We start from the raw sequence: 15,147 nt of genomic DNA on the forward strand, positions 1-15,147 counted from the left end.
ATCTGCATTATCAGATAATAACATAATATTTAAACCAAAAGGCTTATCTGTTAATTTTTTAGTTTTACGTATCTCTTCTCTAATAAGGTTAGCAGGAGCATTTGCCCCTGCTATTATACCCAAACCTCCAGCATTTGATACTGCAGCAACTAAATTACTTTCTGAAATTCCAGCCATTCCACCTTGGAAAATAGGATACTTAATATCTAAAATATCTCTAATGTCCTTTTTCATATTCTACCTCCATATTAGTTTGTAGCTTTTTCAATAAATTCAACTGCATCTTTTACTGTTTTTATATTTTCAACTTCTTCTACTTTTACATCAAATTCTTCTTCTAACTCCATTATTACTTGGAACAAATCTAAAGAGTCAGCTCCTAAATCGTCAATAAAGTTAGTTTCCATTTTTATTTCACTTTCATCAATTCCTAATTGTTCTGCTACTATTTCCTTTATTTTATCAACTCTTCCTTCTAAAACTTTAATTGTTGCCCCAACATCATTAATATATAACTGGAGCAATGAAATTGATAAGTTTGCTCCAAGCATTAAATGGGCAGTTCTAAATGGAACAAAGGATGAGAGAATTAATATATTAAATAATCTTAGTAAATATGATGTTGTAATAACAACTTATAATATTCTAAAAAGAGACTTAGATTTATATAGCAATATTAATTTTGATTATTGTTTTATAGATGAGGCACAGTATATTAAAAACAGTAACTCTCAAAATGCTTTATCTGTAAAGAAAATAAATGCTAAAAGAAAGTTTGCATTAACAGGTACACCAATAGAAAACTCAGTCTTAGAACTATGGTCAATTTTTGATTTCATAATGCCAGGGTATCTATTTGATGAAAAGAGATTTAGTGTTAGATATTATAAAAAGTTACATGAATCAAATGAAGTTTTAGAAGAATTAAATATGCTAATTCAACCTTTTATACTAAGAAGGTATAAAAAGGATGTAATAAAGGAATTACCTTTAAAAATTGAAAAGAAACTTTTAGTTTCAATGTCTGAAGAACAAGAAAAGGTATATGGTATATATGCAGATTATGCTAAGAATCTAATTGAAAAGAAAGTAAAAGATGATGAATTAAATAATAGTAAAATTGAGATACTTTCATATATAACAAAATTAAGACAAATATGCTTAGATCCATCAGTATTAATAAATGACTATATAGGAAGTAGTGGAAAGATAGATTCTTTAATTGAATTATTAAACCAAGGAATAGAAGAGGGACATAAAATACTGGTATTTTCACAATTTACCTCTGTATTAAAAAATATATCTAAGAAATTAGAGACTGAAAAAATATCTTATAGTTATTTAGATGGAAGTATACCATCAGAAAAAAGAATTCAGTTAATAGATGAATTTAATAATGGAAATAATTCTGTGTTTTTAATTAGCTTAAAGGCTGGGGGAACAGGGTTAAACTTAACTTCAGCAGATATAGTAATTCACTTTGATCCATGGTGGAACCCAGCAGTTGAAGATCAAGCAACTGATAGAGCACATAGATTTGGGCAAAAGAATATTGTTGAAGTTATAAAGCTTATTTCTAAGAATACTATTGAAGAAAAAATAGTAGAACTTCAAGATGAAAAGAGAAAGTTAATTGAAAAGATAATAGATAATGATATGGAAGCTTCAAATATAAATGCTTTAAGTGATGAAGATATCTTAAATTTATTTTCTATAGGATAATATTTAATTGTATAATAAGGAGGATAGATAGTTTTATTTAATATAAAACCGTCTATCCTCTTCTTTTATTAATTTTTTAATAAATTAGTAACTATTTTAAAATTAAATTTAAAGCTAGCCTATTGAATAGATTTCATTGTAGTACTAAAATTATTTTAGTAAAATATATAAACTATGTGAGGGAAAAATGAAAATAAGAACACCAGATTATTTTGAAAAGTTTAAATGCATTGCTGATAAATGTGAAGATACTTGTTGTGCTGGATGGGGAATAGTAATTGATGATAAGAGTTATAAAAATTACTTATCTACTGAAGGTGAATTTGGAGAAGAATTAAGAAGTAAGATTGTAGAGGAAGAAGGGGAACATGTATTTACGTTAAATGGAGATAGATGTTCATTCTTAAATGATGATAACTTATGTAAAATATATAGTGAATTAGGGGGAGATAGTCTCTGCTATACATGTAGAGAATATCCTCGCTATTTAGAGGAGTTTGGTAACTTACGAGAAATTGGTATATCTTTATCATGCCCTGAAGCAGCAAGAATAATACTAAATAAATCTGAAATAGCGAAATTTACTTTATCTGAAACTGAAGAGGAAGTAAATAGTTATAATGATATAAATCCTAATATATATATTAACCTTATGCAGTGTAGAACTGTTATCTTTAATATATTACAAGATAGGTCTATAAAATTAATAGACAGATGCGCTTTAGTACTTGATTTTATAAATGAAGTTCAAGAGAAAATAGATTTAAATGATATAAGCTCTATTAGAAAGATTAAGGATGATTATATAAATAAGAATTTTCTTAATGAAAAGTTAGCTTCATTTCAAAAGTATAATAATAAATTAGAAGTTAAATATTTAAATATTTATAGTGTTATTAACATATTTAAGGATTTAAAGCATCTTAAGGCTGAGTATATTGAAGAATTAGAAAATCCTTTAAGATACTTTTGGAGGGCTGATGAAGATATAAATCTTTATTCAGAACTTAATTTAGCCTTTAATGACTGCTATAAAAATAATGAATATAAGTTTGAACAAATAGTTATTTATTATGTATACAGATATTTTATGAAGGCGGTTTTTGATTATGATGCTATAGCAAAGATAAAATTTGCTTTAATAAGCTTTATAATGATTAAAGAATTATCTTTAGTACGTTATTTAGAAAACAAAGAGTTTTTAAATGAAGATTTAGTAGATATAGCCTACAAATATTCTAGGGATATAGAACACTTAGAAGAAAATGTAGATATTCTACAAGAATTATTTGAAACAAGGGATGAATTTAGTTTTGAAAATTTCATAATAACTTTATATAACTAGATAAGTGGGGCTATTACTAAGCTCCACTTTTATACTATAAGTTATTACTTTTTATTGTATTAAATTTATAGTATAATAGTCATAAAACCTTAGTATTACAAGGTTTATACATAAATTAGTATTTGTGAGGTATATATATGTTAACTCCAATGATGAGACAATATTTTGAGATAAAAGAGAATTATAAAGATTGTATTTTATTCTTTAGACTAGGAGATTTTTATGAAATGTTCTTTGAAGATGCTAAGATAGCATCAAGAGAACTAGAACTTGTACTTACTGGAAGAGATTGCGGATTAGAGGAAAGAGCACCTATGTGTGGTATCCCCTTTCATGCAGCATCATCATACATAGCTAGATTAGTAAATAAAGGTTATAAGGTAGCTATAGGTGAGCAAGTGGAAGATCCTTCAGTAGCTAAAGGGATTGTAAAAAGAGATGTTATTAAGGTAATTACTCCTGGAACTTTTATAGAAGCTTCAGAAGATAGTGAATATAAAAATACCTATATAATGTGCATAGTAAAAAATGATTATAGTTATGGTGTATCAATTTCTGATATATCTACAGGGGAATTTAAGGTAACATCCTTTAATTCTATTAAGGCAACATTATTAGATGAAATAACAAAGGTTAATCCAAAAGAAATACTTGTAGATAATAATATAAGTGAAGAACTTTTATCAGAAATCACTTCTGTTACACAAGCATTAATAACTAAGAGAGATTTAGATAAAAATATATGTACTGAAGAGGAATTAATTAATCAATTTTCAGAGGTATGTATTACAAATTTAAATGAGTTATCTAAGAAGGTTTCTAAAGCCTTACTGAAATATATATATGATACTCAGAAGATGACGTTAACTAATATTAACTTGCTTGAATACTACGATATAGTTAATTATATGACTATAGATGGTAATTCAAGAAGAAATTTAGAACTTACAGAAAGCCTTAAGGAAAAATCAAAGAGAGGTAGCTTAATCTGGGTATTAGATAAGACTTCTACATCTATGGGGGGAAGGGCTATTAGGAAATGGATTGAGGAACCTCTAATAATTAAAGGTGAAATTGAAGAGAGATTAGATGGAGTAGAAGAACTGTTTAAGAATAATTATTTTAATGAAGACTTAAGAGTTCTACTAAAAGAGATTTATGATATTGAAAGAATAGTTGGTAAAATTTCTAATAAGAATGTAAATGCCAAAGACTTAATATCTTTAAAAAAATCTATAGAGAAATTACCAGGTATTAAGGAGCATTTATCTAAAGCTAGTTCTAAAATATTAAAGCAATGGTTTAATGAGTTAGATGAATTATCTGATATTAAAGATTTACTATCTAATTCAATACTGGATGATCCTTCTCTATCATTAAAAGAAGGAAATATAATTAAAGATGGATATAATGAAGAAGTTGATAGCTTAAGAACTGCTAAATTCCATGGAAAAGAGTGGATTGCAGCTTTAGAAAATAGAGAAAGAGAATTTACAGGTATTAAATCTTTAAAGGTGGGTTATAATAAAGTATTTGGTTATTATATAGAAATATCTAGAGCAAATTACTCTTCTATACCAGAAGGTAGATATATAAGAAAGCAAACCTTAGCTAATGCTGAAAGATTTATTACACAAGAATTAAAGGAAATGGAAGATAAGATATTAGGAGCTGAAGAGAAACTAATATCATTAGAATATAATTTATTTGTGGAAATTAGAGATCTTATTGAAAAGGAAATTCCAAGACTTAAGCAAAGTGCTAGAGTAATAGGTAATTTAGATGCTTTATCTACATTAGCTCTTATTGCATTAGAAAATGATTATATAAAGCCATCTATAAATGAAGAGGGCTTAATTGATATATCAGAAGGAAGACACCCTGTAGTTGAAAAGGTAATTAGTAATGGAGAGTTTGTATCAAATGATACTTTATTAAATACTGATAATAATAGATTACTACTTATTACAGGACCTAATATGGCAGGTAAATCTACATATATGAGACAAGTAGCTTTAATTACGCTTATGGCACAAATAGGATCCTTTGTCCCTGCTAAAGCTGCTAATATTTCTATATGCGATAAGATTTTCACTAGAATTGGTGCTTCAGATGATTTAGCTGGTGGAAAGTCAACATTTATGGTTGAAATGTGGGAAGTATCAAATATATTAAAAAATGCTACATCAAAAAGTTTAGTATTATTAGATGAAGTGGGAAGAGGAACTTCAACTTATGATGGTTTAAGTATAGCTTGGTCAGTTATAGAATATATTTCTAAAAATAATAATCTTAAATGCAAGACTTTATTTGCCACACACTATCATGAGCTTACTAAATTAGAAGGTACCATTGAAGGTGTTAAGAATTATTCAGTAGCAGTATCAGAAGTAGAAGATACTATTATCTTCTTAAGAAAGATAGTAGAAGGAGGAGCAGATCAATCTTATGGAATAGAGGTTGCAAAACTTGCTGGTTTACCTAATGAAGTAATAGATAGAGCAAAAGAAATCTTAGCTTCATTAGAAGGAAATAAAGAAGAGATAAAACCTATTGAAGTTATTAAAGAAGTAGCTATAGAAAAAGAAGAAAAAATTAAAAAGAGCAAAAAAGTTAATAAGGAAGATAACTATCAATTAGATTTTTCTATAATAGAGAAGGAAAGCTTAATCAATTCTATAGCAGATTTAGATGTAATGTCTTTAACTCCTATGGATGCAATGAATACATTGTACAAATTAACTTTAGAAGCTAAAAGGTTAAAATAAATTTATAAGGGGGTAGAATATGAAGAGAATTAATATATTAGATGAACATACCTCTAATAAAATTGCAGCAGGGGAAGTTGTAGAACGTCCTTCCTCTGTTGTAAAAGAGCTAATGGAAAACTCTATAGATGCTGATGCAAAGAATATTACCATTGAAATAGAAGAGGGTGGAGTTTCTTTAATAAGGATAATAGATGATGGGTATGGTATTCATAAAGATGATATAAAGAAGGCTTTTTTACCTCATGCTACATCTAAAATAAAAGATGTTGATGATATATACTCTATAATGACATTAGGCTTTAGAGGAGAAGCATTAGCATCTATAGCATCTATTTCTAAGGTAAGTTTAAAAAGTAAAATAGAAGGTGAAGATTTTGGCTCTGAAATAGTTATAGAGGGCGGAGAAATTATAAGCTTAAATGATATAGGTACTAATAAAGGAACTATTATAGAAGTAAGAGATTTATTTTATAATGTACCTGCAAGAAAGAAGTTTTTAAAAACTATATCAAGAGAAGGAGCTTTAATTGGAGATATAGTTAATAGAATAGCACTATCTCATCCTGAAGTTTCTATTAAGTTTTATAATAATGGTAAGAAGGTATTACATAGCTATGGAACAGGAAATCTAATTGATGTAATAAGAACTATATATGGTAAAACCATTAGTGACAATTTAATTTATTTTGAGAATAAGGAAGATGCTATTTCTTTATATGGGTATATAGGTAAAGAAGAAATTGCTAGAGGTTCAAGGAATAATCAAAGTATCTTTGTTAATGGAAGATATATTAAAAATAAAACTATAGTTGCTGCTGTAGAAAATGCTTTTAAATCTTTTGCAACAGTTAATAAATTCCCTTTCTTTGTTCTTTTTATAGAGCTTTATCCAGAGTTTGTAGATGTAAATATACATCCAACAAAGGCTGAAATTAAGTTTAAGGAAGATAGGGGGATTTTTAAGAAGGTTTTTGATTCAGTACATAAAGCTTTTAGAAATGAAGTATTTGAGGACTTTTATATTCCTGAGGAAGAAACTGAAGAAGCAGAAGATTCAAATAGTATTGAAGAAATAAAGTTTACTATTAATGATTTTCCTAAAGAGGACATAGAAGAGGATAATAAAAAGATAATTCATAAGGATTTAGAAAATCTAACTTATGAAGAAGTAAGAAAAGAAGAAGAGCTATATGAAAGCCTAAAAGGTTTAGCTAATTCTATTAATATAAAACCAAGTTATGATAATATAGTAGATAAACCAGTAGTATATGAAAATAAAAAGGAAATTAATATACCAAGTAATAAATTAGATAATAATAAGGTAGCTAAATTTCCAAACTTAAAAGTAATAGGCCAATTTAATAAGATGTATATCTTAGCAGAGTATGAAGATATATTATATATAATTGATCAACATGCAGCTCATGAAAAAATCTTATTTGAAAAGTATTTAAAGAATATAGAAGAGGGGGATATAGTAGTACAACAACTACTAGTACCTATATTAATAGATTTAACCACTGACGATTATTGCTATTATGATGAAAATGCTGAAATATTCTTAAATGCAGGCTTTATAATTGAAAACTTTGGTGGTAATACTATATCTATAAAGGAAGTTCCATATTTCTTAGGTAAATTAGATGCTAGGAATTTATTTATGAATATATTAGATAATATTAAAAGCTTAGGTAGTGGTAAGACCACTGAAGTTAAATATAATAAAATAGCCACATTAGCTTGTAAGGCTGCTGTAAAGGCAAATAATTATCTAAATGAATCTGAAATGGAGAGATTAATAAATGATTTAAGATATTTAGATGATCCTTTCCATTGTCCACATGGTAGACCTGTAATTATAAAGTTTACTAATTATGATTTAGATAAAAAATTTAGAAGAATTGTTTAGGGAGAAATAATGAAAAATAAGATATTAATTATAGCTGGTCCAACAGCAGTTGGTAAAACTAACTTATCTATAAAACTTGCTAAGGAGTTAAACGGAGAAATAGTTTCTACTGATTCTATGCAAATATATAAGTATATGGATATAGGTTCAGCTAAAATAACTAAAGATGAAATGGATGGGATACAACATCATATGATAGATGTAGTTGATCCTTCTGTACCATTTTCTGTAGCAGAATACAAGGAAAGTGCGTCAAAATGTATAGAAGATATTTTATCAAGGGGTAAATTACCTATTTTAGTAGGTGGAACGGGATTGTATATTAACTCTCTTACTTGTAATATGAACTTTACAGAAGCAGAAAGTGATAATGAATACAGAAAAGAATTAGAAAAATTAGCTGATGAAAAAGGTAATGAATATATTCATGAACTGCTAAAAGACATAGATCCTATTAGTTATAAGGAAATACATTTCAATAATAGAAAAAGAGTTATTAGAGCTTTAGAAGTATTTAAATTAACGAATAAACCTTTTAGTTCTTTTAATGCAGGGAATGATTTTTATAATTGCCAATATGATGTAAGATATTATGTTATTAATATGGATAGAGCTAAGCTATATGATAGAATAAACTTAAGAGTGGACATTATGTTAGAACAAGGGCTAATTGATGAGTGCATAAAACTTAAGAATATGGGGTATAATTCTCTTATGCAGTCAATGCAAGGAATAGGTTATAAAGAAGTTTTTTACTACTTAGATAACAAAATTTCTTATACAGAGTCAGTAGAGATGATAAAGCAAGGGTCAAGGAATTATGCAAAGAGACAATTAACATGGTTTAGAAGAGATCCAAGAGCTATATTTCTAAATAAAGATGAATTAAGTGAAGAAGAAGTATTTCAAAAAATAGTTAATGACCTAAGGCAATAAATATCATACTTATTTAATAATACTTTGGAGGTGTTTAATATGAATAAACAGCCTAATAACTTACAAGATATCTTTTTAAATGGAGCTAGAAAAAATAAGATTTCAGTGATAATTTATTTAACAAATGGCTTTCAACTAAAAGGTTATGTAAAGGGCTTTGATAGTTTTACTGTTGTTTTAGATAGCGAAGGTAAACAAATGCTTGTTTATAAGCACGCAATAACAACAATAACTCCTTCAAAACCAATATTATTTAATAATGAAGAAGAGTAGGAACTTTATCCTACTTTTTTTCTTTTATATAAAGTATAAGTGTTTGAAATTACCGTGAAATATGATAATATTGTGTTTATGTAAACATATTTTATATAAAAGAAGGGAGATTACATATTAATTATTAATATGTAGATATATTATGTTAAAACAAACAGAAGATTTAATGATAAAAGCCTTTAATTTTAAAGATAATACCTTTGAATTATATAAGAGAGCTTTAAATGATGTAGAAGAGGTATTTAGTAGTTACGATGAAATAAGAGAGTATAATCAGTTAAAAGTTTTAAAAGCATTTCAAGAAGAGAGAATAAGTGAATCACATTTTACAAATTCATCAGGTTATGGATATGATGATATAGGAAGAGATTCTTTAGATAAAGTATATGCTAGAGTATTTAATACAGAAAGTGCACTTGTAAGACCTCATTTTGTTAATGGAACACATGCCATTGGGTGTGCTTTAATGGGGAATTTAAGAACAGGAGACACTATGGTATGTGTTTCAGGCGCACCATATGACACTCTTCATAATATTATAGGAATCAGTGGAAAAGAAAACATAGGTTCATTAAAGGAATATGGTGTTAATTACAAGCAAGTAGATTTAAAAAATGGTAAATTTGATTTAGATGGAATTAAAGAAGTTCTATCTGAAGATAAAACAATAAAATTAGTACATATACAAAGAAGTACAGGATATGGGTGGAGAAACTCATTTTTAGTAAGTGAATTAGAAGAAGTAATAAAGTTTATTAAAGACATAAGAAATGATGTAGTAGTATTTGTAGATAATTGCTATGGAGAATTTATTGATTATATTGAACCAACAGACGTTGGAGCAGATTTAATTGCTGGGTCTTTAATAAAGAATATAGGTGGTGGAATAGCTCCTACAGGAGGTTATATAGCTGGTAAGACTAAATATGTAGAACAAGCTGCTTATAGATTAACTACGCCTGGAATAGGAGGGGAGTGCGGTTCTACTTTTGGAGTTGTTAGACAACTTTACCAAGGACTTTTCTTAGCACCTCATATAGCAATAGAAGCAGTAAAGGGAGCTGTATTCTGTTCAAGAATAATGGAACTTGCAGGATTTGATGTATTACCTAAATATAATGAAAAAAGAAGTGATATTATCCAAGCTATTAAGTTTGGAGATAAAGATAAATTAATACAATTCTGTAAGGGGATACAAAAAGGATCTCCTATAGATTCATTCGTAGAATGTGAACCATGGGCTATGCCAGGATATAATGATGAGGTTATAATGGCAGCTGGAGCATTTATACAAGGATCATCTATTGAATTATCAGCAGATGCACCTATAAGAGAGCCTTATATAGCATACTTACAAGGTGGATTAACTTTTGATCATGCTAAAATAGGTATAATGATTTCATTAAATAATATTCTTAATTTATAATAAATAAAGGTGCTGTCGCACAATGTAAAATTAGAGGTTGTTGCGACAGCCTCTTTTATTTATTGATAAAAAATAAATTCATTTGATTCTAATTTAATGTAACTGCCTAAAGAGTTGTTTTTTATAAGTATAAGTAAATAAATAATATCCTTAACAGATATAATTGCTGCTGATGATGCAATAGCATATAAATATATATTAAACTCTAGCATATAACTTGCTATTGTAGGAATTACAGCAAAAAGTATACAAGGAACTATTAATGAAAAAATAATCCTAACCTTAGAAATTTTTATTTTTGATTTTATATTTATAGCCATAGTAAATGGGTTAATTTCAAGATTTATATTATCCTTTTTTAGTACTTTTGGAAGAAATAATGCCTTTATAAAAGCATAAGGAAATTCAATAAAGATATAAGAAATAATTAGTAAAGCCAAAAATGTTTTGCCTACATGTATATAATCATCACCTAGAAAAAACAAACTGTAGCCTAAGCCAAAGGCATATGATAGAGCAACTGGTACTTTTAGAAAAAATATTATTGAAGAATAGTTTTCTTTATCTATTATATTGTAATTATCTAAATCGTCTTCTGTTAAATGTTCCTTCTTCTTTGCAATAGAAATCTTCATTTTTTACCTCCTGAAGAATAAAAAAATAGAGTCATACACAATATTGTATGACTCATAATTTTTAATATGCTCTAAATAAACCAACTAATTTTCCAAGTATACTACAATCTTCTACAATAATAGGAGATAGTGTATCATTTTCTGGTTGGAGTCTTATATGATCTTTTTCTTTATAAAAGGTTTTTATTGTAGCTTCATTTTCTATTAAAGCAACAACTATATCTCCGTTTTCAGCAGTTGGTGCTTTTTCTATAATTGCATAATCCCCATCATTTATCCCAGCATTTATCATACTATCACCAGTAACCTTTAACATAAACAGCTCATCATTGTGCTTAATATATTCTATTGGGATAGGGAAGGTATCTTCAATATTTTCAGTAGCTAAGATCGGTGCTCCTGCTGTTACTTTTCCTATAATAGGTATATTCAACATTTCTTTTCTATTATTAGACATTTCTATGATTTCTAAAGCACGTGGTTTAGTAGGATCTCTCTTAATAAAACCCTTCTTTTCTAATCTCTTTAAGTGTCCGTGAACTGTTGAAGTTGATCTTAAATTTACAGCTTCACATATTTCTCTTACGGAAGGTGGATATCCTTTATTTTCTGTATATATTTTTAAAAATTCATAGATTTCTAATTGCTTATCGCTTACTTCCATTAATAAAACACCTCACTTTATTAGAGATATTATAACATAAAAATAGTTTAATATCAAACTTATGTTCTTATTAAGGAAATTTACAAATAAAATTTGATTATTATATACTAATTTGATATAATATAATTTACGTTAAAACTTAGATTATATTATAGGTGGTGTTTTCGTGAATATAAATAAATACACTGATGATGATATATGTGATATATATCCAAATAGAATATGTGATAATTGTGGTGATTGTCTAAAAGAAGAAGGAATAGATGTTAGAGCCATAAAGATAGAAGATATAGCAAAAACCATAGAAGAAAATGAATTTTTAGAAGCCGAGTATAAGAGTATGCTAGAAGCTTTAAAAGAAGAAACTAATATGGAAGAAGAAGAGTATGAAATTGAAGAAGGAGAGAATTTAGAGTATGTAGATGCTTTTGATCATATTGAATACATAGATGACTTAGATTACTTAGAAGAAGATCTTGATGAAGCTACAGAAGAAATTTTCCCTGGATTTAGAGTATTAAAGAAAAAGTAATTTAAATAAAGGTAGGTATTAAATTTATATTTAATACCTACCTTTAAATTTTAAAATCAAATAGCTTGTCCACTAATTAAATTATACTTTTGATAGTGGGTTAGAGTTAACAGCGTCTCTTAATATGTCCTCATCAACGTGTGTATAAATTTGAGTAGTTGATATATTTTCATGACCTAATATACTTTGTAAACTTCTAATATCTACATTACCGTGTTTATACATTAGGGTAGCGGCAGTGTGTCTTAATTTATGAGGGGTATATTTTTCGTCTGTTAATCCAGAATTAGAAATATGCTTTTTAACTAATAGCTCCACAGTTCTTTTATTTATTGGTTTATAGCGGGAGGAGAGTAGTAGGTATTCTTTATCTTCTGGAAGACATTTTGAGTCATCTCTAACCATTAAATAGTTATTTATAGCTTTTATACATGCTTCGTTTAAATAAACAGTTCTTTCTTTATTACCTTTTCCTATAATAGTTAAAGTATCTCCCTTAATTTTTTCCATTTTAATTCCACATAATTCCGATAATCGCATTCCGCAATTTAAGAATAATGTTAGAATACAATAATCCCTAGGATAATTTTTATTACTTTTATCTAAGGAAGTTAATAAATTTAAACTTTCATCTAAGGTTAAATAAATTGGATGTCTTTTATTAATCTTAGGAGATTCTAAATCTAAGGTAGGGTTATCTTCTATAATTTTTGCCTTGCCTTGAAGAAATTTAAAGTAAGACTTTAAAGCTGCAACTTTTCTTGCTCTGGCATAATTACCATTATTTCTTTGTTTTTCTGCGAAACTTAAAAATGCATATATATCTGTTAATTTAATATTTCTTATAAATGAATTATCTATATCTTTAATATCGATTTCATGAAATTCAAGAGAAGGATCTACAACTAAACCTTTATATATTTTTAGAAATTTAAAAAACATAGATAAATCAATTTCATAGCCCTTAATTGTATTTGGTGATTTACCTTTAATTGTTTCTAAGTAATTTAAAAAATCAATAATGGATTGTGGCAAATTTTTAATTTCAAGTTTTTCTATACCGTATTTATTCATTAATGAATTGTTATTTAAATTTGAATTTTCGCCAGATTTTAAATTCAAATTTGATGAAGAATTTTTCTTCTTTAATTTCTGACCTTTTTTTATACTGCGATTAATTCCTAATTCCTTAAGCCAGATTTGAATATTTCTAACACCAGTATCATATATTTCTGCCAATTGGTCAGTAGATAACTTATGTATTTCAACTAATTTATAAAGATCTTCAATTATAAATTCATATCCACGATCTACGCCTAAATTGTAATAGTTTGAATAGATTAAATGAATTTTTTTCTTATCTTTATTAGTTAACTCAACATTTAAAAGCCTGTTTACATCATCGCTGTATTTAAAATCTTTATATTTGTAAGTTATTTTTCGCACATTAGACATTTTTTTCACCTCATTAAATCCTTGTTAAGCCTTGATTTTATTATATCACAGCCATTTTACTTTTTCAAGATAACGAAATTCACTAAATGTATATTTAGCGAAATAAATTTAGTGGGTTTTTCTAGAGTATAGTTACTACATATTAAATATTATGTAAAGTAAATTATATAAGTAATGCAACTTTGCATTACTTATATAATAATATCTTGGTAATTAATTTTTTTGTATTTATTTAAAATTATTTTAGAATTAGTTATTGGTTTTGATTCTAATAAATACGGCCAGATGTTTTGATTATATCCTGAGATTTTAATTGTTTCTTGGTAACTTGTTATAGAAAAATTTCTTTCTAAGCTATTTAAATTCCACAATTTAATTTTTGGATGCTTAAAACCGGCTTTTAGCCATTTTTCTTTATTAATTTCTAATGATTTAAAATCTATATCTTCATCCTTGTTATATATAAACAATATTGCTTTTGGAGCTGATTCTGGATTTATATTCTTCTTTAATAATGTAAATAAAAGTAAATCTAATGCTGCGTTTAAATCTATTTTAAAATTACTATAATTATTATATATTGATTTTATATTATTAACAGAATTCGATTCTGACAATTTATTAAATTTAGGATTTTTCTTAAAAGATATATAATGGTTTTTAAATGCGTTCAAATTTATTTTTTTGTATAAAACGATTGTAAATAAAAGTAAACTTAAAGTGTAAGAATTTTCATCTTCTTCTAATCCATTTATTATAATTGAATCCTCTAATATCTTAGCTTCTTTAATAATTATATCAAATAATGATTTTTCGATTTTTTTATTTAGAATATCAAGTTTCATATTAGAATTTAGGTAGTTAATTATTTTATTAGGTAAAAACTTTTCTTTATAATGTTCATTTTGTAAATATAAATTATATTTATCATTATCATTTCTAAGAAAAGCTTTTTTATATTTACTTAAAACTATTTTCGAAAGATCTCCATAATTAATTTTTTCATACTGTTTTGATGTTAGAATACTTTCTGTTATATTAAGCTTTTTTCTTAAAGTAGATAATAGCTTTCTATATTTTTTTGGTGAATAGTTTAATAATACTCTAGTTTTATAACCTAAAGCTCTACTTTCTTTTGAAGATGAATTTTCTGATTTTAGCCATTTTCCTAAGTTTGATGGTCTATTAGAAGATAAATCTTTTTGAATTTGAGATTTAAATAGGTTTATTACTTTATTTTCTAAAGGTGTATCAAATAAAGCGTATAAATCATCCCACCGACCATATTTAGGGATGGCTCTTAAATTCTTTTCTACACTATCTGGATTTTCTTTAGCTAAGTATTTTAGTAAAATTCTGAATATCCTTCTCTCCCCTAGCCCCTTATTAATACTCCTAATAAAAAATAGGAATTTAATACTTTCATCATTATTAAATAATAATATAAGTTTATATTTATTTATTATTTCTTCTTCAGAA

Annotated in this window: 13 protein-coding genes and 1 pseudogene; 8 read left to right on the plus strand and 6 right to left on the minus strand. The window is 26.7% G+C overall.

Going from position 1 to position 15,147, the window contains the following annotated elements:
• On the minus strand, window positions 1-234 hold a 234-nt coding region (locus tag HUJ77_RS08860), incomplete at its 3' end, for a nitronate monooxygenase (RefSeq protein ID WP_291708222.1).
• Window positions 235-248: 14 nt separating this feature from the next.
• Complete coding sequence (gene acpP, locus HUJ77_RS08865; protein ID WP_291708233.1) at window positions 249-488, minus strand: acyl carrier protein; 240 nt, start codon at window positions 486-488, stop codon at window positions 249-251.
• Here acpP and HUJ77_RS08870 point away from each other — a divergent pair.
• The 7 genes and pseudogenes from HUJ77_RS08870 to HUJ77_RS08900 all read left to right on the plus strand — a co-directional run.
• Window positions 448-1,722, plus strand: a pseudogene (locus HUJ77_RS08870) (DEAD/DEAH box helicase); the annotation flags it as partial. The gene acpP and the pseudogene HUJ77_RS08870 overlap by 41 nt on opposite strands.
• A 187-nt stretch (window positions 1,723-1,909) precedes the next feature.
• Window positions 1,910-3,067 (plus strand): flagellin lysine-N-methylase, encoded by a 1,158-nt coding sequence (fliB, locus tag HUJ77_RS08875; RefSeq protein WP_291708223.1) that lies wholly within the window; start codon window positions 1,910-1,912, stop codon window positions 3,065-3,067.
• A gap of 137 nt (window positions 3,068-3,204) precedes the next feature.
• Window positions 3,205-5,835, plus strand: a complete 2,631-nt coding sequence (gene mutS / locus HUJ77_RS08880) for a DNA mismatch repair protein MutS (protein ID WP_291708224.1) — start codon at window positions 3,205-3,207, stop codon at window positions 5,833-5,835.
• Between the two features lie 19 nt (window positions 5,836-5,854).
• Window positions 5,855-7,747 (plus strand): DNA mismatch repair endonuclease MutL, encoded by a 1,893-nt coding sequence (gene mutL, locus HUJ77_RS08885; protein WP_291708225.1) that lies wholly within the window; start codon window positions 5,855-5,857, stop codon window positions 7,745-7,747.
• A gap of 9 nt (window positions 7,748-7,756) precedes the next feature.
• Window positions 7,757-8,683 carry a tRNA (adenosine(37)-N6)-dimethylallyltransferase MiaA gene (miaA, locus tag HUJ77_RS08890; RefSeq protein ID WP_291708226.1) on the plus strand — a complete coding sequence of 309 codons (927 nt, stop codon included), beginning with the start codon at window positions 7,757-7,759 and terminating at the stop codon, window positions 8,681-8,683.
• A gap of 39 nt (window positions 8,684-8,722) precedes the next feature.
• The gene (gene hfq, locus HUJ77_RS08895; protein ID WP_291708227.1) at window positions 8,723-8,956 is read left to right on the plus strand and encodes an RNA chaperone Hfq; all 234 of its coding nucleotides are present in this window, start codon (window positions 8,723-8,725) and stop codon (window positions 8,954-8,956) included.
• A 142-nt stretch (window positions 8,957-9,098) separates the two neighbouring features.
• Entirely contained in the window at window positions 9,099-10,382 is a 1,284-nt protein-coding gene (locus HUJ77_RS08900) for a methionine gamma-lyase family protein (RefSeq protein ID WP_291708228.1), read from the plus strand.
• A gap of 59 nt (window positions 10,383-10,441) precedes the next feature.
• Here HUJ77_RS08900 and HUJ77_RS08905 read toward each other — a convergent pair whose 3' ends face one another.
• Both HUJ77_RS08905 and lexA read right to left on the minus strand, forming a co-directional pair.
• Window positions 10,442-11,017, minus strand: a complete 576-nt coding sequence (locus HUJ77_RS08905; RefSeq protein ID WP_291708229.1) for a metalloprotease family protein — start codon at window positions 11,015-11,017, stop codon at window positions 10,442-10,444.
• A gap of 61 nt (window positions 11,018-11,078) precedes the next feature.
• Entirely contained in the window at window positions 11,079-11,681 is a 603-nt protein-coding gene (lexA, locus tag HUJ77_RS08910) for a transcriptional repressor LexA (RefSeq protein WP_291708230.1), read from the minus strand.
• A 166-nt stretch (window positions 11,682-11,847) separates the two neighbouring features.
• Here lexA and HUJ77_RS08915 point away from each other — a divergent pair, with 166 nt between their 5' ends.
• Window positions 11,848-12,213, plus strand: coding sequence for a hypothetical protein (locus tag HUJ77_RS08915; protein WP_291708231.1), 366 nt, complete (start codon window positions 11,848-11,850; stop codon window positions 12,211-12,213).
• A gap of 81 nt (window positions 12,214-12,294) precedes the next feature.
• On the opposite strand, the gene HUJ77_RS08920 is transcribed toward HUJ77_RS08915, so the two are convergent.
• Both HUJ77_RS08920 and HUJ77_RS08925 read right to left on the minus strand, forming a co-directional pair.
• Window positions 12,295-13,287, minus strand: a complete 993-nt coding sequence (locus tag HUJ77_RS08920; RefSeq protein WP_291708234.1) for a tyrosine recombinase XerC — start codon at window positions 13,285-13,287, stop codon at window positions 12,295-12,297.
• 572 nt (window positions 13,288-13,859) lie between these two features.
• Window positions 13,860-15,147 (minus strand): DUF2828 family protein (locus HUJ77_RS08925; RefSeq protein ID WP_291708232.1); only part of this gene is annotated, 1,288 nt, incomplete at its 5' end.

Origin of the sequence: Clostridium sp., from assembly GCF_021443865.1 — a bacterium.
Classification (GTDB): domain Bacteria; phylum Bacillota; class Clostridia; order Clostridiales; family Clostridiaceae; genus Clostridium.

What these genes read in the sequence shown, in the direction of transcription:
- hfq (WP_291708227.1), top strand. Translation starts at nt 8,723, where the DNA reads ATGAATAAACAGCCTAATAACTTACAAGATATCTTTTTAAATGGAGCT.
- HUJ77_RS08905 (WP_291708229.1), bottom strand. Translation starts at nt 11,017, where the DNA reads ATGAAGATTTCTATTGCAAAGAAGAAGGAACATTTAACAGAAGACGAT.
- lexA (WP_291708230.1), bottom strand. Translation starts at nt 11,681, where the DNA reads ATGGAAGTAAGCGATAAGCAATTAGAAATCTATGAATTTTTAAAAATA.
- mutS (WP_291708224.1), top strand. Translation starts at nt 3,205, where the DNA reads ATGTTAACTCCAATGATGAGACAATATTTTGAGATAAAAGAGAATTAT.
- miaA (WP_291708226.1), top strand. Translation starts at nt 7,757, where the DNA reads ATGAAAAATAAGATATTAATTATAGCTGGTCCAACAGCAGTTGGTAAA.
- HUJ77_RS08900 (WP_291708228.1), top strand. Translation starts at nt 9,099, where the DNA reads ATGTTAAAACAAACAGAAGATTTAATGATAAAAGCCTTTAATTTTAAA.
- HUJ77_RS08920 (WP_291708234.1), bottom strand. Translation starts at nt 13,287, where the DNA reads ATGAATAAATACGGTATAGAAAAACTTGAAATTAAAAATTTGCCACAA.
- fliB (WP_291708223.1), top strand. Translation starts at nt 1,910, where the DNA reads ATGAAAATAAGAACACCAGATTATTTTGAAAAGTTTAAATGCATTGCT.
- mutL (WP_291708225.1), top strand. Translation starts at nt 5,855, where the DNA reads ATGAAGAGAATTAATATATTAGATGAACATACCTCTAATAAAATTGCA.